This window comes from Streptomyces platensis (genome assembly GCF_008704855.1).
GTDB classification, from domain to species: domain Bacteria; phylum Actinomycetota; class Actinomycetes; order Streptomycetales; family Streptomycetaceae; genus Streptomyces; species Streptomyces platensis.
The window spans coordinates 3,146,285-3,163,717 of sequence record NZ_CP023691.1 but is presented as its reverse complement, the minus strand read 5'-3'; the positions used below and the strand labels follow the sequence as shown (position 1 = coordinate 3,163,717).

Below are 17,433 nucleotides of genomic sequence, written 5' to 3'. Positions count from 1 at the left end.
AGGCGTCGGCAATGAGTGGGCACTGCCCCTGCGGGTTGCCTGGGCCGGGTATCGATTAGGTCACAGCGGCCAGTAATTTGCCCTGTTCAGAGGATTTTGGTCGATTCGATCCGTGATCTGGATCACGCTGGCTGGAATTCGCCCGTGGTACATCTTCTCGACCGCCTGACGGACGTCACCCATGTCCGCGTAGGGGGCGCTTGAGCCGGCCACCGCCGGCATGCAACTCCATCAGCATCCGGGGGGATCGAGACCCGATCCGTCGCCAAGCTAGGCGCGGGTCGGCATGGAGCGGAAAGGCGCACCACACATGACCTCAAAGCAGGTCGGCACCAATCTCGGCGACGGCAGCGGAGCCACAGGCGACACGCCGGAAGAGGGTTACGAGCGCGGTCTCGGCAGCCGTCAGGTCCAGATGATCGCCATCGGCGGCGCCATCGGCGTCGGCCTCTTCCTGGGCGCGGGCGCGAACATCGCGAAGGCCGGTCCCAGTCTCATCCTCATGTACGCCCTCGCCGGCGTGATCGTCTTCTTCATCATGCGAGCGCTCGGTGAGCTGCTCATGTACCGCCCCGTGTCGGGGTCCTTCTCGGAGTACGCCCGTGAGTTCCTCGGTCCGTTCTTCGGGTTCGTGACGGGCTGGACGTACTGGCTCATGTGGGTCGTCACCGGCATGGCCGAGCTGACGGCCGCCGCGATCTACGTCCATTTCTGGTTCCCGGACATTCCGCAATGGGTGACCGCACTGGTCTTCCTGATCCTGCTGTACGTGGCCAACCTGATCTCGGTGAAGCTCTTCGGTGAGATCGAGTTCTGGTTCTCGATGGTCAAGGTCACCGCGCTCATCGGCATGATCGTGATCGGTCTCGGCGTCGTCACCCTCGGCTTCAGCCAGGCCGGCGACACCGCCGCGGTCTCCAACATCTGGGCCCACGACGGGATCTTCCCCAACGGCATCGGCTCCAGCCTGATGACCCTCCAGGGCGTCATGTTCGCCTACCTCGCCGTCGAGCTGGTCGGTGTCACCGCGGGTGAGTCCGAGAACCCGGAGAAGACCCTGCCCAAGGCCATCAACACGCTGCCGTGGCGCATCATCGTCTTCTACGTCGGTGCGCTGAGCGTGATCCTGATGGTCGTGAAGTGGACGGAGTTCCAGCCGGGTGTCAGCCCGTTCGTGGCCGCCTTCGCGAAGATCGGTATCCCAGCCGGTGCGGCGATCATCAACTTCGTCGTGCTGACCGCGGCGCTGTCGTCCTGCAACTCGGGTATGTACTCCACCGGCCGGATGCTCCGCGACCTCGCGGCCAACTCCGAGGCCCCGAAGATCCTCGGCAAGCTGAGCTCCAGCAAGACCCCGGCCCTCGGCATCACCCTCTCCGTCGTCCTCATGGGCATCGGCGTGGTCCTCAACTACGTCGTCCCGGAGAAGGCGTTCGCCTACGTCACCTCCGTGGCCACCGCGGCCGGTATCTGGACCTGGCTGATGATCCTCGTCAGCCACATCCGCTACCGCCGTGAGGTGGTCGCCGGCCGGCTGCCCGCCTCGTCCTTCCCGGCGCCCGGCGGCACGGTGTGCAGCTGGATCGCGGTGGCGTTCCTGCTCCTGGTGACCGGACTGATCGCCATCGACCCCGAGAGCCGGGTGTCGCTGTACGTCGGTGCCGGCTGGGCCGTGTGCCTGGCGGTCGGCTGGGCGATCCTCAAGTCCCGCAACCCGCACATCGCGGCGAGGGCGAAGGTCCAGGACAAGCAGCTGGAGACCTCCGGGCAGCCCCGCGGCTGACCGGAGCGGCCTCCCGAGGTCCCGCGCAGACGGCCCGTGACGCCGTCGAAGCCCTGACAGGGCGCCCAGGCACGGACAGCCTGGGCGCCCTGTCGGCGCGTTCCGGACCCGGTCCGGTCAGCTCCGGTACCGGGCGCGGCCCACGGCGGCGGCCACCGTCAGGGGAACGGTGAGCACCGCGGCGGTCAGGAACATCTCCCGGTAGGCGTGGTGTTCCGCCGGGCCCGCGGCGAGGGCGCTGGCCAGGGCGCTGCCGACGTAGAGGGCCACGCCGAACATCGCGACGCCGGTGGCGCGGGCCGCCGGGGACAGCGCGGTGGCCCAGGACTGGATCGTGGAGTGCATGAACGACCAGCCGCCACCGAGCAGCAGCGCGCACCCCACCAGCGCGGGCACCGACTGGCTCGCTGTGGCGAGGCCGAACGCCACCGCCATCTGCACCCCGCCGACGACAATCAGCCGCACCGGCGTCCAGCGCCCCACCAGCCGCTTGACCTGCTGCGCCGCGGCCATCGAGCCCACGCCGTACAGCGCCGACACGGCACCGGCCAGCGTCGCCGAGGCGCCCTGGGCCTCCAGCGCGGGTGCGAGGTAGGTCAGGAAGCCCAGCAGGACGGCGCCTTCGAGCATCGCGACGGCCATGACGTACCACTGCCAGCGGGACCGCAGCACGACCTTGAACGGGGCGAGCAGCGCGCCGGGCGCCGCCCGCGGCGGCTCCGGCAGCCGCCGCAGGGCGACGATCAGGTAAGCGGCGATCACGCCGGGGAGGGCGAAGACCAGCCGCCAGCTGACGTAGTGCGCCAGCGCCCCGGCGATGACGGTGGCCACGGCGGTGCCCAGCGCGAACGCGGTCATCAGCTCGCTGAGCGGACGCTGGCGGACCGCGGCGGGCACGGTGTCCCCGACGTAGGTGATGGACGCGGCGATGGACGCGGCGAAGAACGCGCCGGCCGCCACGCGCGCCACGATCAGGACCGTCGCGCCGGGTGCGAGCACCGAGCAGAAGGCGGCGACGGCGGCCCCGGCCAGCGAGAGCCGCATCACCCGCACCCGGCCCAGCCGGTCGCTCAGCAGCCCCCAGACCGGCTGCATCAGGCCGTACGCGAGGAAGTAGCCACTGGCGGCGAGCATCACCGTGGTCAGCGGGACACCGAGCTGGGTGCCGATGAGCAGCAGCATCGGGGTGATGCAGAAGCGGTCGAAGTTGCTGACGAAACCGGCGGTGCGCAGCAGGCGCAGCGAGGCGGCGGGCATCGGCGGGGCGGCCGGGCCGGTGGCGGCGGCCGGAGCGGGCGGGGGAGTGGTGCGGGGTGAGTCGGCGGTGTCCATGGGGCTCCTTGTGGCGTGCACTGCCGGTGTGGTCGGACCGGCGCGTCCAGCCCATCACCGCGGCCAACCGACGGGACCCCGCAGCCGATTACCCTTGCTCACACCCTGGGGCACGGCCGAGGCCCCAGCGGCAGGCCGGTGCGGGGGGAGTGGGGCGTGAACGACGGCGGATCCGGCGGCCCGCGCCGCGAACTCGGTGCGTTCCTGCGCTCCCGCCGCGAGCGGCTGGCGCCCGCCGACGTCGGGCTGCCCGGCTCACCGCGGCGCCGCACCCCGGGCCTGCGGCGCGAGGAGGTCGCCGAGCTGGCCGGAGTCAGCAGCTCCTGGTACGCGTGGCTGGAGCAGGGGCGGGTCCGTACGTCGGAGCAGGTGCTGCGGTCCGTGGCGCGGGCGCTGCGGCTGAACGCGGACGAGACCGCGCATGTGCTGTCGTTCGGGGAGCACGCCGCACCGGCCGAGCAGGCACCGGGATGGGTCTCGCGCAATCTGCTGTCGCTGGTGGAGAAGCTGGCACCGAACCCGGCCGTGGTGCTCGACCCGCACTGGGACCTGCTGGCCTGGAACGCCGGGTACACGGCGCTGCTCACCGATCTGGCGCGGCTGGCGCCCAAGCAGCGCAATCTGCTGTGGCTGGTGTTCCGCTGGCCACCGGCCCGGTCGCTGCTGGCCAGTTGGGAGCCGGAGGCGCGGAGTCTGCTGGGCCAGTTCCGGGCGAAGGCGGCCCGGCATCCGGAGGACGGCCGCTATGCGGAGATCACCGAGGAGCTGCTGGCCGACCCGGACGCGGCCGGCTGGTACGGCCGCCGGGAGACCTCGGCGTTCCATCCCGCCGTCCGCCATTTCCGGCACCCGGTGGCCGGGGATCTGCGGCTGCGGTACGTCAAGCTCGCCGCCGTGGACCAGCCGGGACACCATCTGCTGGCCTACCTTCCCGACGACCCGGCGACCGAGGAGGCGCTGGCGGCGCTCACCGGGTGAGCCGGCGCCGCTCCGTGCGGCGGGGCGCGCGGGCAGCGCCGGCGGCCCGGCCGCGCCGGAGGGCTGCGGCCGGGCCGTCACCCGCACCACGGCGCACCGCGGGGGCCGGTGCGTCAGCGGGCGGGCGTCAGGGCTGCGGTGTCAGGACGTGAGCACCGCCTTCATCACCGATCCGTCGGCCACCGCGGTGAGCGCGTCGGCGTGCCGCTCCAGCGGGAACGGCGTCACCAGGCTCGCCAGGTCGAACCGGGCGGTGAGGGCCGGCAACAGCCGGACGTACTCGACGAGATGGGCGCCGGTGAAGGCCCAGGAGCCGACCACGTCGAGCTGCCGGTGGACGATCTGGTGCGGGTTGATCAGGGTGTCCCCGGCGTCCGTGTACTGGCCGATGATCAGGTAGCTGCCGCCCCGGCGGGCCAGGGTGAGGCCCTGTCCGACGGCGGCCGGCACCCCGGCGCACTCGATCACCAGGTCGGCGCCGTCCCCGCCGGTGGCGGCCCGTACCTCGCGCAGGATCTTCCCGGGGTCGGCGGCGTCGGCGATGTTCAGGTGGACGTCACCGATGCCGGCTGCCGCGGCCCGCTCCAGCCGCCCGGCCGGGCCGCCGACGACCACCACCTTGGCGGCCCCGGCCAGCTGCGCGAACGCGGCGGCCGCCAGCCCGACCGGGCCGCTGCCCTGCACCACGACGGTTTCCCCGAGCCGCACCGGCCGCCGCTCGTACAGCGCGTGCGCCACGGTGGGACCGGCGCAGGCCAGCGACATGGCGGCGAGCGGGTCGGTGCCGTCGGGGACCTTGATCACGGTGGTGCCGGGTTGCAGCACGATGTGGTCGGCCCAGGCCCCGGAGAGTTCCGGCCCGTCGGCGAGGGCGCGGTTGACGCCGTAGGTGCGGCGCCGCTCGCACAGGGTCGGTTCGCGGTGCAGCCGGCAGGGCGGGCAGACCCCGCAGGCGAGGGAGGAGGCCCACATCACCGTGTCGCCGGCCGCGAGCGGCGCCCCGGTGGCGTCCTGGTGGAGGCCGTCCCCCAACTCCCGTATGACACCGAGCCCTTCGTGCCCGAGGACCAGCGGGACGGGGATGTCCAGATGGCCCTGCTGAAGGTGCAGATCGGTGCCGCAGATGCCGCCGTAGCCGCAGGCCACGACCATCCCGCCGGCGGGGGCCGGGGGCAGCGGGAACTCCCGCAGCCGCAGCGGCCGGCCGAACTCCTCCAGGACGACGGCGCGTCCGGTGCGCCCGGTCATGCCGTCACCGCGCTCAGGCTCTGGGAGAACGGGGCCGCCAGCGGGCGCAGCGGCTCGGTGTCGCGGCACACCACATGCTCCGGACGGGGTTCCCCATGGGGCCGCGGCAGGTTGGCGGTGTCGTTGTAGGTGGCGATCAGCAGCCGGCGGGCGAACGGCGACATATTGGGGGACGAGCCGTGCACGATCTCCGGGGAGAACAGCACGACGGAGCCGGCCGGGCCCTTGGGGCTGGTCATCCCGTGCCGGTCGACGAGCTCGGCGAGCTGCTGCGGGGACAGCGAGATGTCGTCGGGGTCGAGGTGCTGCTCGGACCGGGCGGCGGCCGCGCGGCCCTCGTGGACGAGGCCGTCCCGGTGCGAGCCGGGCAGGAAGATCACCGGGCCGTTGAACTCGGTGACGTCGTCGAGGAAGACACCGATGTTGACCTGGCGCGGCGCGGGCAGGTGGTCGGCCAGCCGCCAGGCGAGAAAGTCCTGGTGCCAGGCCCACTTGTCGCCGCCGAACGCCGGCTTCGCGTTGATCTTGAACTGGTAGATGTAGACGTCGTCGGTGAGCAGCTGCCGGACGGGCTCCAGGATGCGCGGGTCGCGGATCAGCCCGGCGTACTCGGGCTGCCGCTGGTGCGAGGAGTAGACCGCGCGCACCTCCGTGCCGCCGTCCTCGGTCACCACCTGCGGTCCTGGCACCTTCGCATCGCGGACGAAGGCGGCGCGGAGGGTCTCCACCTCCTGCGGGTCGAGGAGGGATTCGAGCAGCAGGAACCCCTGCTCGTGGTACTGGTCGGCCTGTTGCTGGGTCAGTCGCATGCGGTTCTTCTCCTGAGAGGTGAGGGAATCCGTCGGGGCGGACCGGTGGGCTGAGCGGACCGGGGTGGGGGGTCAGCCCATGAAGTGCCCGCCGTCGACGACGAGTTGCTGTCCGGTGACATAGCCGCTGCGCGCGGTCACCAGGAATTCGAGGGCGTCGGCCATGTCGTCGGCCGTGCCGAGCCGGCGGCCGGGGATGGTGTCCAGGACGGCGGCCAGCCGCTCGGGGTCGTCGAGGCGGTAGCGCTCGGTGACCTCTTCGGTGTCGGTGAAGCCGGGCAGCAGGGCGTTCACCCGGATGTGCGGGGCGAGTTCGAGGGCCAGGCACTTGGTGAGCTGGAGCAGGCCCGCCTTGCTCGCGCAGTAGTTGGCGCCGTTCGCCCGGGGCCGGATCGCCGTGGTGGAGGCGACGTTGACGATGCTGCCGCCGTCGGCCGCCACCATCGCGGGCGCCAGGGCCCGGGTGAGGTGGAAGGGGCCGGAGAGATTGGTGGCCAGCACCGTGTCCCAGTCCTCGTCGGCCATCGACAGGAACGGCCGGTCGCGGTTGACACCGGCGTTGTTGACGAGAACGGCGGGCGCGCCGTACCCGTCGGTGATCCGGGCGCCGACCGCCCGGATCTCCGCGGGCCGGGCGAGGTCGCAGCGCAGCGTCTCGATCCGGCCGTCGCCGGCCTTCGCGGTCTGCTGCGCGGCGGCGTCGTCACCGCGGTAGAGGGCGATCACCCGGTGGCCGAGGGCGGCGAGCCGGAGGCTCAGTGTCCGTCCGATGCCGCGGGTGCCGCCGCTGACCACGGAGAGCGTCATGACATCTCCCTGAAGTGGCGTGTGCGGGCGGTCAGTTGGCGACGAGGTCGCCGCGCCTAAGGCCCGAGCCCTCGGGCACCTCGGCCGGGTCGCCGCCCACCCTGCTGATGCCGTTGTGGGCGTCGACGAAGACGACGTTCGGGACGAAGGAGGCCGCCTCGTCGTCCGTCATGGCGGCGTAGGCGATGAGGATGACGAGGTCGCCGGGGCTGATGAGCCGGGCCGCGGCGCCGTTGATGCCGATGACGCCGGAGCCGGCCGGGCCCTCGATGACGTAGGTGGACAGCCGGGCGCCGTTGTCGATGTCGACGATGTCGACCTTCTCGCCGGCCATCAGGTTCGCGGCCTTCATCAGGTCGGCGTCGACGGTCACCGAGCCGACGTAGTGCAGATCGGCCTGGGTGACGGTGGCGCGGTGGATCTTCGACTTCATCAGGGTGCGGTACATGCGGATTCCTCACGTGTGGTGGGAGGGGGTGATGGCACGGCGCGGCCGCGGTGGGGGCCGGCCGGTGGGGCGACGGCCGTGCCGGGTCAGGCCGGCCAGGTGGCGTAGCGGCGCATGCCGTACAGCAGCGGCGCCTCGTCGGCGGCCGGGGTGTGCGTCCGGATGCCCAGCACCTCGCCGAGCACGATGGTGTGATCGCCGGCCGGGATGAGCCGGGCGACCCGGCACTCGGCGGTGGCATGGGCGTCCTCGGTCAGCGCCGGCAGGCCGGTGACGGGCGCGGGCCGCCACGGGACGGTGCAAAAGCGCTCGGCGGCCGGCCCGGCGAACGCCTCGGCGGCCCGCCGCCCCGCGCCGTGCAGCAGGTTGACGGTGAAGGCCCCGCGGGCGGCGAGGACCGGCAGGGTGCTGCCGTTGTTGCCCGCGCACACCAGCAGCTGCGGCGGGTCGAGGGAGACCGAGCACAGGGCGGTGCAGGTGAAGCCGTACGGTGTGCCCCCGGCGTCGGCGGTGGTGATGACGGCGACGCCGCTGGGGTGCGCGCTCATCAGGGCCCGGAACGCGTCCCGGGTCACCGCCAGTTCGTCCTGGACGGGGGTCACCATGCGAACGCCCGGGCGTCGTAGAGGTTGACCCCGACGGCGGCCTTGCCCAGGTACTCCAGGCACTCCTGCGGTTTGGCCGGCATCACATGGGCGAACTGCGCCTCGCGGATCAGCCGCTCCAGCGGATGGCTGCGGCTGATCGCGGCCGAGCCGCACAGCCGCAGCGCGTCCTGGGCGAGCTGCGGGCCGACCTCGCCGACCACGTACTTGGCGGCGTGCACCATGGCGTTGGCCTCCAGGCTGCCGCGCTGCGCGGTGACGAGATCACCGGCCTCGTGCACCAGGGCGCGGGCGGCCCGCAGCCGGGCGGACATCCGGCCCAGCTCCTGCTGCACCACGGGCGAGTCCGCGCGGGCGGGGGAGGCGGTGACATGGTCGACGGTGTGCTGGAAGAGGGCCTCGGCGATGCCGAGGTAGGCGCCGGTGTAGCCGGCGATCATCCAGTGCGGTTCGCGGACGACCTTGAACAGGGACATGCCCTCGACGCCGAGGTAGAGCCGGGAGCGGGGGACCGGGACCTCGTCCAGCGTCATCGGGGCGGTGCTGGTGCCGTACATCGCGGACAGCTGCGGCACGGTGCCGAAGCTGACCCCGGGGTCGTCGGCGGCGACGACGAAGTGCGAGGCCTCGCCGGTGTCCTCACCGCCGCCCTCGGGGGCGGCCGCGACGACGTAGTAGTCGGCGGCGCCGGCCAGCGACACCATCGACTTCCTGCCGCTGAGGAGGTAGTGGCTGCCGTCGTCGGACAGGCGGTAACGGGTCTGCATACCGCGGAGCTTGGCGCCGCGGCCGGTCTCGGAGGTGGCGGAGGCGAACAGCTTGCGGCCGTTCACGACCTCGTCCAGCATCCAGGCGCGGAAGGCCTCGGCGGCCGGGGGCAGCCGGGTGCCGGCGGCATCGGCGAGCGCGCCGATGACGACATGGTGCATGTTGAAGCCGAGGGCGGCGGCGCCGTGGTGCACACCGAGTTCGGCCAGCACCCGCCAGTAGTCGCCGAAGCCGAGGCCGGCGCCGCCCGCCTCCCGGGGGGCGAGCAGGGCGAGCAGACCGGACTCGCGCAGGACGCGGTAGCTCTCGTGGCCGTTGTCGTGTCCGGCGTCGGTGTCCGCGGCGAGCGGGGCGAGCCGTTCGCCCGTCTTCGCGGCGAGTTTGAGGAGATCGTCGAGGGGGGTCGGCAGCGTCATCGAAGTCCTTCGGGTCGGTGGTCGGCCGGTCGGGTCATCGACCGGTCAGTTCTCGACGGGCAGGCCGAGTTGCCGGGCCACACCCACACGCAGCAGGTCGTTCGGACCGGCGTAGGTGAGGGCGGCCATGGGGGCGGCAAGGTCGGCGGCGAGGTCGAAGCCGGGGAGGAAGGCCCGGACGCCGGACAGCGCGGTGGCGTGCTCGGTCATCCGTACGTAGTCCTCGGAGACGGAGATCTTGGTGAGGGCCGCCGCGGCGGCCAGCTGCCGGGCGGGTGTACCGGCGTCGAGCCGGGCGGCCATCGCGTAGAGCTGGACGCGGGAGCGGTGCAGCGCCAGGGCCATCTCGCTGACCCGCCCCGCGACCTGGTGGCTCGCGCCCATGCGGCGGCCGAAGTGGTCGCGCTCCGCGGCCCAGTCGGTGGTACGGGCCAGGAGGCGCCGCATCGGGCCGAGGGCGTAACCGAGGACGAGGGACCGCTCCCAGGCGGTGGTGGAGGCCATCACCGCCAGCCCGGAGCCCTCCTGGCCGAGCAGCGCGCTCGCCGGCAGCCGGGCGCCCTCGAAGAGGAGCTCCCCCATTGGCACGGTGGGCAGCGCCGTCTTGGTGAAGGTCTCACCGCGGCGGATCCCCGGCAGATCGAGCGGGAAGAGGAACGCGGACAGCGCGAACGGGGAGCGTCCCTCGGCGGTACGGGCGAAGACGATCGCCCGGTCGGCCACCGGGGCTGCGGTGATGAACGTCTTGGCGCCGTCGAGCACGAAGCCGTCCCCGTCCCGCCGGGCGCGGGTCTCCATGGAGAACGGGTCGCTGCCGCCGCCGCGTTCGGTCAGCGCGTGGCACAGCAGCTCCCGGCCCTCCTGGACGTCGGCGACCGCCCGCCAGGCGTCGGCGCCGAGGGCGTCCCGCAGCGGGAACTGCATCCCGAAGATCTGCGAGGCCAGCGCGTAGCACAGGCCCGGGTCGGCGCCGGCCAGACCGATCCCCTCGATCATGGCGAGCGAGCGGGTGACCGGGCCGGGTGCCGTGGCGTCCGGCGCGGCCAGCCGGAGCACCCCGAGGTCGGCCATGGCCTGCCACTGTGCGCGGAAGTCCTGGCCGGCGAGCTGCTTGAGCACCGGTGTGGCCAGCTCCCGGTAGCTGTCGACGAACCCCTCGGTCTCCGGTGCGCCGGTGCACAGCGCCGCGGTGGCCGCCGCGCTCATTTGCCGCCCTCGGCGGAGAGCTTCTCGATGGCGGCCCACAGTGCCTTGGGGCTGCGGAAGTTGGCGGCGACGATCTCGGTGTCGGGCAGGCTGACACCGGCCTCCTTGTCGAGCGCCGCGACGATCTCCATGATCGCCAGCGAGTCGACCAAGCCCCGTTCCAGCAGCGGGGTGTCGGCGTCCAGGGAGCCGGCGTCCTCGCCGGGCCCCCAGGTGATCCGGCTGCCGATGAGGGTGCAGAGTTCTTCGACGCTGTTCATACGGTGATCTCCTCGGGGAGTGCGGGGGCCGCGGGGTGGCCGCTGGTGTCGCGCAGCGCGCGGCGGTCGACCTTCCCGCTGGTGGTGGTGGGCAGGGTGGCGAGCGGAACGATCCGGTCCGGCAGCATCCGCCGGGGCAGCACCTCGCGCAGCGCGGCCAGGACCTCCCGTTCGGTGGCGTCGGTCTGTGCGTAGGCCCAGATCTCGCCGGCGTGCGGGCCGTCCTTGGCGACGACCGCGGCGGTGGCGATCCGCGGCAGCTCCAGGACGGCGTTCTCCACGTCCATCAGGTCGATACGGTGACCGCGCCGCTTGACCTGGTTGTCGCGCCGGCCGCGCAGGAAGACCAGGCCGTCCGGGGTGATCCGGCCGAGGTCGCCGCTGGCGTAGGCGCGGCGGGCCACGCCGTCGCGGCAGGTGACGGTGGTGGTGGGGTCGTCGGGGGCGCCGCCGCGCAGATAGCCCTGGAAGACGACGGGCCCGGCGATATGGATCTCGCCCTCGCCGTCGGTGGGCGCGCCGTCCCCGTCGAGCACCTCGATGTGGACGCCGCCGATCCCGCGGCCGATGGGCAGCTCCCGGTCGGCGGTCCAGTCGGCCGGCACCCGGTAGTAGGTGCAGGCGTTGGTCTCGGTCGGCCCGTACAGGTTGTAGAACGGCACCCCGTCCAGCAGCCGCAGATAGCGCTCCAGCAGTTCGGGCGCGAACGCCTCCCCGCCGAAGGCCGCGATGCGCAGGGCGGGCGGCGGGGCGTCGGCGATACCGCCCTGCTGGAGCATGTTGTGGTAGAGCGACGGCACGGCCATGAAGGCGGTGATGCGCTGTTCGGTCAGCCAGCCCACGACATCGCGCGGGAAGGCCCGCAGCAGATCCGGCATCAGGACCGTACAGGCCCCCGCGGCGGCGGCACTGAACAGGTCGAAGGTGGTCAGGTCGAAGGTGAGCGCGGCCTGTGAGCCGATCCGGTCGTCCGGGGTGAGGCCGAACTCACCGGCGGCCCACAGCGCGTAGTGGGCGACGTTCTCGTGCGAGAGCAGCACGCCCTTGGGCCAGCCGGTGCTGCCGGAGGTGAAGAGGAGGTAGCCGCCGGAGTCGGTCGGCGCGGGCAGCGGCGCGGGCCGCTCCTCGGGGGCGAGGATTTGCAGCCGGTGCAGACCGTGGCCGAGGACGTCCGCGTCGGCCGGAGCGCCGTCGCGGGCGCGGGTGGCGGCCCGTTGGGCCCCGGTCAGGGCCCGGTCGACGGTCACCAGCAGGGACAGCCCCGCGTTGCGGATCATCCGGGCGGTGCGCTCCGGCGGGTCGGCGGTGTCCAGCGGCGCGGTCACCGCACCGGCCCGCAGCGCCGCGTACAGGGCGATGACGGTGGCCGGGGTCTTGGGAGCGTAGACGCCGACCCGGTCGCCCGGCGTCACACCATCGGCGGTCAGCCGGTCCGCCAACGCGTCCACGGCGCGGTCGAGTTGGGCGTATGTCCAGCTCTCACCGGCCCCCTCCAGGGCGGTGCGGTCGGGGTGGACCCGCGCCGAGCGGGCCAGCAGGGCATCGAGGCGTACGGAGGCCGGCGCGCTCATCGGGCGGCCTCCACGGACTGCGCCTGCCCGGCGAGGAAGTCGCACACGGTGTCGGTGACGAGGTCGGGGCGGACCAGATGGGGGTAGTGGTCGCAGCCCTCGGGGACCAGGCGCCGGAACGGGCCGCTGACGGCGCGCTCGACGGCGTCGACCTGGGCCAGCGAGCCGTACTCGTCCGCGTCCCCCTGGATCATCAGCACCGGCGCGGTGACGTCGAGGTCGTTCTCCAGGGACCAGCTGCGGAAGGCGGGCGAGAGCCAGACCCCGCTCCAGCGGTCGAAGACGCCCCGGGGGTCGTCATGCACCATGGCCATCTTCCTGGCGAGCGGGCCCGCGTCGTAGGAGGCGCGGGCGTTCTCGATGCCGACGCGGTTCTCCTCCTCGAAGTACATGTGCGGGCCCATCCCGATGACGGCCTCGACGGGGTGCGCCGAGGCGTACAGCAGGGCCATGGACGCGCCGTCGCTGTGGCCGACCAGAACGGGGCGGTGCAGGCCCAGCGCGCCCAGCAGTTCGGGCAGCACGTCGTGGGCGTGCTCGTGCATATAGCGGGGGGTGCGCGGCAGCGGGTCGGGGCCGCTGCCGCCGTTGCCGTGGCGGGAGTAGACCAGGGCGCGGCGTCCGGTGGCGGCGGCCAGCCGGGCGGGGAAGCGTCCCCAGGCCGCGAGGCAGCCGAGTCCGCCGTGCAGGAAGACCAGGGGCGCCAGGTCCGGGTCACCGTCGATCAGGACATGTTCCAGGGGACCGTTGCGCGTATCGATTACGGGCACAGCAAATCCTTCTCAGTGATTTACGGCAGCAGAAGGGGCATTTCGGAAAACGCAGCCGATGGCACGCCGCGGCAGCATGCCGGGGCGCGGAGGAAGGTGAAGGGTGAAGGTGAGGGGTGAAGGTGAATGAGCAGCCGGAAAAGCGGCAGCAAAGGTTAAGGAAAAAGACTTACCAGAGGGTGACGGTCGTCAAGGCAGCGACGGTGAAAGGCCGGCGCATCGCATTAGGTCGAATCAAGCAAGCCGAAGCTCGCGCCGCCGAAGGGGCGGTGCGGTCCGGTAACGGAACTAGGAAGCGTTCGCAGGGGCAGTGAGGAAACGAACTCCGCACGCGGACACCTGCGGGACGGCCCGACGGGCCAGGGACTCTTTTACTTTCACTTTGGCCGAATTTTGCGCCGTCTCACTTGACGGCGTACACCAACGTCCTTGCACATAACCCCCGTTGAACGTGTGACTGCACACCAGCGGCGTCGGCTACCGGCCCGGTGCTTCCCGGGGGCGCTGTCCGCTCGGCGGCACCAAGAACACTAGACACTGGGCAGGGGGTGGAGAAATGAAATTGCTGAACCGCCTATACGCTCAGCGAATGAACATCGACCTGCGTCATCTGCGCTGCTTTCTGGCCGTAGCCGAGGAAGGCGGCTTCACGGCCGCCGGCCGCCGCCTGCATCTCGCCCAGCCCACCCTGACCCGCAACATCAGGTCACTTGAGGACTCCCTGGGCGTCCGGCTCTTCGAACGCAGCACCCGCAGAACGGAGCTGACCGACAAAGGACAAACCCTGCGCGACACCGTCGCCCCGCTGCTGCGCCAACTCGATTCGGCGCTGCAGGATTTACAGAAAGGGGAGAAACTGCGCATCGGGTTCAGTTGGGGACTTCCCCAGGGTTTGTCGCGACTCGCCACCCGCTTCGGCGAGGAGGCCGGGGTCGGCGTCGAATTCATCCGCTGTGACACCCCCCAGGCCGGACTCGACACCGGCCAGGCCCACCTGGGCCTGCTGCGCGGCGAACCCCTGCCGAAGGGCCTGCGCACCGTCCTCCTCTACGAGGAGTCCCGCATCGCGGCGGTCCCCGCGAGCTGGCAGCTGGCCGAGCGCACCGCACTCGACTGGGCGGAGCTCGCCGACCTGCCACTGATCATCAACACCGTCAGCGGCACCACCTTCCCCGACATGTGGCCCGACGGCCGGCGCCCCGCGGTCGGCGCCGAATGCCGCAACATGGACGAATGGCTGGAGCAGGTGGCCGTCGGCCTCGGCGTCGGCACCGCCCCGGTCTCCGCCGCCCGCCGCTACACCCACCCCTCCGTCCGCCTCGTCCCCCTCACCGGCGCCCCCACCGTCCGCGCCTACCTCGCCTACCCCTCCCACGGCGCCCACCCCCAGGCCGCCCGCTTCGCCGACCTGGCCTGGCGGGCGGCCGAGGAACTACAGGAGTAGCGGCGAGGGGGTGCCGATGCCGTCGGGCGACGAGGGCTCCGAAGCGGGCTCCGGCGGGGGCCCTCGCCTGCCCTGCCGGCGGGGCGGAGGAGGGCAGGCGCGCACGGTGTCCTCAACGGTCCGCGTACGGGGCCTCCTGTCCCGCATGGCACACCATCATGATGAGGTCCGCCACTCCTTCCTCGTCGTTGCTGGGCACGATCAGATCGGCAGCCCGCCGGACGTCCCGGTGGGCGTTGGCCACCGCGGCGGCAAGCCCGGCAGTGTGCAGCATCGGCAGATCGTTCGGCATGTCCCCGATCGCGGCGGTGGCGGTGATCCGGGTGCCGTAGTACCTGGCCAGCCAGCGCAGGGACACGCCCTTGTCCACGTCCCGCGGCGAGATCTCCAGAAAGTACGGGGTGGAACAGGTGGTTTTGAGGCCGTCCTCCGGCCGGGTGAGGGGTTCGGCGAGCGCCGGTCCCGGCACGGTGGGATGGACGGCCAGAATCTTGACCACCTGGTCGTCCCGGGCGAGTGAGGCGAACGCATCGGGGACCTGCTGATGAGGCCAGCAGTCGGGCACCAGAGCGGCGAAGTCCGGCTCCAGGAACAGCCCCCGGAGCGAGTCGACCCCCAACACCACGCCCGGCAGCCGGGCCCGTAGCCGCCCGAGCACCGGACCCACCTCGGGCCCGGCGAAGCCCCGGCACATCACCACCCGCCCGCTGTCCACCTCGGCGGTGACCGCCCCGTTGCTGCACACCACCAGGCCGCCCAGGCCGTGGTCGCGCGCCACGGCCAGGGCATCGCGCAGCGGCCTGCCGGTGACACCCGCCACCGGCAGGCCGTGGTCCGCCGCCACGGCAAGGGCGCTCCGGGTCACCGGACCGACGGTCCCGGCCGTGTTCAGCAGCGTGCCGTCGAAATCGGTACAGATGAGCCGGACGCGGTCCGGCGCGGTCACGGCAGCGCCGCCCCGGCACGGTCCGGGGCACCGGCGACCGGTTCCCGGCTGGATGCCCCGGTGACCGGCACCCGCAGCTTCAACTGGGTCGGTCTGTCGTCGGTGAGCCGCAGCTCCACATGGCCGTTCCGTTCGAGCCGTTGGGAGATGGGCGACCGGATCAACTCGACCCAGATCCAGTCGCTGTCGGTGTCCAGCAGCCAGGGAATGCCACCCGCCGCTGCCGTCGCCGGGCCGGGTCCGGGGTCCCCGCGCCGGGCCGGCGGCACGAGACGCGCGATGATGGCCGGCGCATCGAGGATGTCGACGGACACCGGACTGCCGTTGCGGTCCAGGGAGATCCAGATCCGGGAGGAGAAGTTGATCCGTACGCTCGGGGAGCCGTTGCTCCCGGGCACCGGGCCATCCGCCGCGATGGACAGTACCCCGACGCCGAAGTCCCAGCTCACTTCGGGCTGTTCGGTGTCACCGACGATCGTGTGCTCGCTCATGTTGCCTCCTGTCAGACGGCCTGGAGCCGGTCGAGGCCGGACACCGCCGGCCGGCCGGTCAGCCGTGCCGGCCTGAGCTCGATCTCACCGATCACGGTGTCGTCCGGAGCCTCCAGCGCCCAGCACACCGTCCTGGCCACCGAGGACATCCCCATTTTCAGCGGGGAGTCGTCCCCCGGAAGGCTGGCGATCGCTCCGGGGCTGACGAGCGTGGTGCACACGCCGTGCACCCGCTCCTCCAGCAGCAATACCTCGGCGAGCGCCTTCAGTGCCGCCTTGGTCGCGCAGTACGCGGCTCCGCCCTCGAAGAACCGGCTGCCCGCGTGACTTCCCATCAGGACGATCCGGCCGCCGCCGGCCCGCAGATGGGGAAGGGCCGCCTGGGTCAGCGCGAGCACCGCGGTGAGGTTGACGTCGACCGCCTCCCGCCACTGGGCGAGAGGCAGCGACCCGACGGCGCCCAGGGACCGCACCACACCGTTGGCCACCACCGCATGCAGCGCGCCCGCCTCCTCGGCGACCTGGTTCACTGCCGGGCCGACCGTCTCCGGGTACCGCAGGTCGCAAGGGACATCCCGCAGCCAGGGAGGATCGGTCGGGGTGCGCCCCAGGGCCCATACCCGCCAGCCCGCCGTGTGCAGCGTCTCGGCGATCGCCCGGCCGGTGCCCCGGTTGGCGCCGGTCAGCACCACGGTGCGGCCGGCGTTCCGCTCCGCCGCCGTCATCCCCGGACCCTGTGCACCAGGTCGGTCCAGGCGTCGATGATGACCGCCGGCTCGGCCCCCTGGCGGAACAGGTCCTTGTCCAGCGGCCGTCCGGCCTCGTCGCGCAACCGCATGCAGTCCGGGGAGATCTCGGAGTTGATGACGGGCACCCCCTCCGCGCCAATCCCCATGATCAGGCAGAAGTCCCAGAGATCGAGTGGCGCCAGCCAGCTGCGCAGGCCCTCGTTGCACTCCAGCGCACACTGCCGGAACGCTTCGACATCCCAGCCGTCGGCTCGCAGATAGTCCTCGCCGATCGGCTGGTCCTCCGGATCGGTCCGGTAGTCGAACTTCACCACCGGCGGGCTGAACCGGTGGCCCTCCGCGAACAGTCCGGGATACTTACGGACCGTGGATCCGGTGGCGATGTTCTTCACGATGACCTCATACGGTGGCGCCGGCACGTAGTCAGCCCGGTAGCTGATGTCCCCGAGCCGTTCCCGGAATGCCGTACGCACTCCCATGCCGGCGAGCCGCCAGGCGGCCGACTCATAGAAGTCCAGGCGTAATTTGGCGGTCTCCGGGATTATTCCGTTCTGGCCATACGTGTAGCTGTGCAGACTCGCAATGAGTTCTATGTCGCAGGTGCCATCGCTGTTTCGCCACAGCTTCTTGCTCCGGCCTTCGATATCGGGCTTGACCTTGTGGGTCGACATGGTTGCCCCTTTGCAGATCTGTAGTTGCTGCGGGCCTTTCCAAGATCCCGGCCGAGGCTACCCGGGCCGGAACGGAATGGTCCAGGGGCATGTGCGAATGTACGGAACCTGTACCGATTCTGTATGCGCTC

At 71.9% G+C, this 17,433-nt stretch carries 18 protein-coding genes; 3 read left to right on the top strand and 15 right to left on the bottom strand.

Annotation, left to right across the window (positions count from 1 at the left end; translation table 11 throughout):
- Nucleotides 1-310 precede the first annotated feature (310 nt).
- Complete coding sequence (locus CP981_RS13910; RefSeq protein ID WP_085927458.1) at nucleotides 311-1,783, top strand: amino acid permease; 1,473 nt, start codon at nucleotides 311-313, stop codon at nucleotides 1,781-1,783.
- A 117-nt stretch (nucleotides 1,784-1,900) separates the two neighbouring features.
- Here the strand turns inward: CP981_RS13910 and CP981_RS13905 are convergent, their stop codons facing one another.
- Nucleotides 1,901-3,115, bottom strand: coding sequence for an MFS transporter (locus CP981_RS13905; RefSeq protein WP_085927459.1), 1,215 nt, complete (start codon nucleotides 3,113-3,115; stop codon nucleotides 1,901-1,903).
- 156 nt (nucleotides 3,116-3,271) lie between these two features.
- Between CP981_RS13905 and CP981_RS13900 the strand changes: the two genes are divergently transcribed.
- Nucleotides 3,272-4,093 (top strand): helix-turn-helix domain-containing protein, encoded by an 822-nt coding sequence (locus CP981_RS13900; RefSeq protein WP_158092694.1) that lies wholly within the window; start codon nucleotides 3,272-3,274, stop codon nucleotides 4,091-4,093.
- Nucleotides 4,094-4,234: 141 nt separating this feature from the next.
- Here CP981_RS13900 and CP981_RS13895 read toward each other — a convergent pair whose 3' ends face one another.
- The 10 genes from CP981_RS13895 to CP981_RS13850 all read right to left on the bottom strand — a co-directional run bounded on the left by CP981_RS13895 (nucleotide 4,235) and on the right by CP981_RS13850 (nucleotide 13,001).
- Entirely contained in the window at nucleotides 4,235-5,341 is a 1,107-nt protein-coding gene (locus CP981_RS13895) for a zinc-binding dehydrogenase (RefSeq protein ID WP_085927461.1), read from the bottom strand.
- Nucleotides 5,338-6,150, bottom strand: a complete 813-nt coding sequence (locus tag CP981_RS13890) for a phytanoyl-CoA dioxygenase family protein (protein ID WP_085927462.1) — start codon at nucleotides 6,148-6,150, stop codon at nucleotides 5,338-5,340. The genes CP981_RS13895 and CP981_RS13890 overlap by 4 nt, the downstream gene beginning before the upstream one ends.
- A gap of 72 nt (nucleotides 6,151-6,222) precedes the next feature.
- Nucleotides 6,223-6,957, bottom strand: coding sequence for an SDR family NAD(P)-dependent oxidoreductase (locus CP981_RS13885; protein ID WP_085927463.1), 735 nt, complete (start codon nucleotides 6,955-6,957; stop codon nucleotides 6,223-6,225).
- A gap of 31 nt (nucleotides 6,958-6,988) precedes the next feature.
- Nucleotides 6,989-7,405 carry an aspartate 1-decarboxylase gene (gene panD / locus CP981_RS13880; RefSeq protein ID WP_085927464.1) on the bottom strand — a complete coding sequence of 139 codons (417 nt, stop codon included), beginning with the start codon at nucleotides 7,403-7,405 and terminating at the stop codon, nucleotides 6,989-6,991.
- An 86-nt stretch (nucleotides 7,406-7,491) separates the two neighbouring features.
- A complete protein-coding gene (locus tag CP981_RS13875; protein ID WP_085927465.1) occupies nucleotides 7,492-8,010 on the bottom strand; it encodes a flavin reductase family protein in 519 nt (172 codons plus the stop codon).
- Complete coding sequence (locus tag CP981_RS13870) at nucleotides 8,004-9,194, bottom strand: acyl-CoA dehydrogenase family protein (protein WP_085927466.1); 1,191 nt, start codon at nucleotides 9,192-9,194, stop codon at nucleotides 8,004-8,006. Before CP981_RS13870 ends, CP981_RS13875 begins: the two co-directional genes overlap by 7 nt.
- A gap of 45 nt (nucleotides 9,195-9,239) precedes the next feature.
- On the bottom strand, nucleotides 9,240-10,400 hold the full coding sequence (locus CP981_RS13865; RefSeq protein ID WP_085927467.1) for an acyl-CoA dehydrogenase family protein: 1,161 nt from the start codon (nucleotides 10,398-10,400) through the stop codon (nucleotides 9,240-9,242).
- Complete coding sequence (locus CP981_RS13860; protein ID WP_052718961.1) at nucleotides 10,397-10,660, bottom strand: acyl carrier protein; 264 nt, start codon at nucleotides 10,658-10,660, stop codon at nucleotides 10,397-10,399. The genes CP981_RS13865 and CP981_RS13860 overlap by 4 nt, the downstream gene beginning before the upstream one ends.
- Nucleotides 10,657-12,231, bottom strand: coding sequence for an amino acid adenylation domain-containing protein (locus CP981_RS13855; protein ID WP_085927468.1), 1,575 nt, complete (start codon nucleotides 12,229-12,231; stop codon nucleotides 10,657-10,659). The genes CP981_RS13860 and CP981_RS13855 overlap by 4 nt, the downstream gene beginning before the upstream one ends.
- Nucleotides 12,228-13,001, bottom strand: a complete 774-nt coding sequence (locus CP981_RS13850) for an alpha/beta fold hydrolase (protein WP_085927469.1) — start codon at nucleotides 12,999-13,001, stop codon at nucleotides 12,228-12,230. Before CP981_RS13850 ends, CP981_RS13855 begins: the two co-directional genes overlap by 4 nt.
- 589 nt (nucleotides 13,002-13,590) lie before the next feature.
- Between CP981_RS13850 and CP981_RS13840 the strand changes: the two genes are divergently transcribed.
- On the top strand, nucleotides 13,591-14,445 hold the full coding sequence (locus tag CP981_RS13840) for a LysR family transcriptional regulator (protein ID WP_208852935.1): 855 nt from the start codon (nucleotides 13,591-13,593) through the stop codon (nucleotides 14,443-14,445).
- A gap of 112 nt (nucleotides 14,446-14,557) precedes the next feature.
- Here the strand turns inward: CP981_RS13840 and CP981_RS13835 are convergent, their stop codons facing one another.
- Genes CP981_RS13835 through CP981_RS13820 form a run of 4 tightly spaced genes read right to left on the bottom strand, consistent with a single transcriptional unit; the run spans nucleotide 14,558 to nucleotide 17,302 of the window.
- Complete coding sequence (locus CP981_RS13835; protein WP_085927471.1) at nucleotides 14,558-15,391, bottom strand: HAD family hydrolase; 834 nt, start codon at nucleotides 15,389-15,391, stop codon at nucleotides 14,558-14,560.
- On the bottom strand, nucleotides 15,388-15,882 hold the full coding sequence (locus tag CP981_RS13830) for a hypothetical protein (RefSeq protein ID WP_085927472.1): 495 nt from the start codon (nucleotides 15,880-15,882) through the stop codon (nucleotides 15,388-15,390). Before CP981_RS13830 ends, CP981_RS13835 begins: the two co-directional genes overlap by 4 nt.
- A gap of 11 nt (nucleotides 15,883-15,893) precedes the next feature.
- Nucleotides 15,894-16,607, bottom strand: coding sequence for an SDR family oxidoreductase (locus CP981_RS13825; protein ID WP_085927473.1), 714 nt, complete (start codon nucleotides 16,605-16,607; stop codon nucleotides 15,894-15,896).
- Nucleotides 16,604-17,302, bottom strand: a complete 699-nt coding sequence (locus tag CP981_RS13820; protein WP_085927474.1) for a phosphoribosylaminoimidazolesuccinocarboxamide synthase — start codon at nucleotides 17,300-17,302, stop codon at nucleotides 16,604-16,606. Before CP981_RS13820 ends, CP981_RS13825 begins: the two co-directional genes overlap by 4 nt.
- Nucleotides 17,303-17,433: the final 131 nt, after the last annotated feature.

Bases quoted from the DNA above. Each gene is read 5' to 3' on its own strand.
- panD (WP_085927464.1), bottom strand. From the start codon at position 7,405: ATGTACCGCACCCTGATGAAGTCGAAGATCCACCGCGCCACCGTCACC.
- CP981_RS13910 (WP_085927458.1), top strand. From the start codon at position 311: ATGACCTCAAAGCAGGTCGGCACCAATCTCGGCGACGGCAGCGGAGCC.
- CP981_RS13860 (WP_052718961.1), bottom strand. From the start codon at position 10,660: ATGAACAGCGTCGAAGAACTCTGCACCCTCATCGGCAGCCGGATCACC.
- CP981_RS13855 (WP_085927468.1), bottom strand. From the start codon at position 12,231: ATGAGCGCGCCGGCCTCCGTACGCCTCGATGCCCTGCTGGCCCGCTCG.
- CP981_RS13890 (WP_085927462.1), bottom strand. From the start codon at position 6,150: ATGCGACTGACCCAGCAACAGGCCGACCAGTACCACGAGCAGGGGTTC.
- CP981_RS13905 (WP_085927459.1), bottom strand. From the start codon at position 3,115: ATGGACACCGCCGACTCACCCCGCACCACTCCCCCGCCCGCTCCGGCC.
- CP981_RS13825 (WP_085927473.1), bottom strand. From the start codon at position 16,607: ATGACGGCGGCGGAGCGGAACGCCGGCCGCACCGTGGTGCTGACCGGC.
- CP981_RS13820 (WP_085927474.1), bottom strand. From the start codon at position 17,302: ATGTCGACCCACAAGGTCAAGCCCGATATCGAAGGCCGGAGCAAGAAG.
- CP981_RS13895 (WP_085927461.1), bottom strand. From the start codon at position 5,341: ATGACCGGGCGCACCGGACGCGCCGTCGTCCTGGAGGAGTTCGGCCGG.
- CP981_RS13875 (WP_085927465.1), bottom strand. From the start codon at position 8,010: ATGGTGACCCCCGTCCAGGACGAACTGGCGGTGACCCGGGACGCGTTC.
- CP981_RS13870 (WP_085927466.1), bottom strand. From the start codon at position 9,194: ATGACGCTGCCGACCCCCCTCGACGATCTCCTCAAACTCGCCGCGAAG.
- CP981_RS13830 (WP_085927472.1), bottom strand. From the start codon at position 15,882: ATGAGCGAGCACACGATCGTCGGTGACACCGAACAGCCCGAAGTGAGC.
- CP981_RS13840 (WP_208852935.1), top strand. From the start codon at position 13,591: ATGAACATCGACCTGCGTCATCTGCGCTGCTTTCTGGCCGTAGCCGAG.
- CP981_RS13885 (WP_085927463.1), bottom strand. From the start codon at position 6,957: ATGACGCTCTCCGTGGTCAGCGGCGGCACCCGCGGCATCGGACGGACA.
- CP981_RS13865 (WP_085927467.1), bottom strand. From the start codon at position 10,400: ATGAGCGCGGCGGCCACCGCGGCGCTGTGCACCGGCGCACCGGAGACC.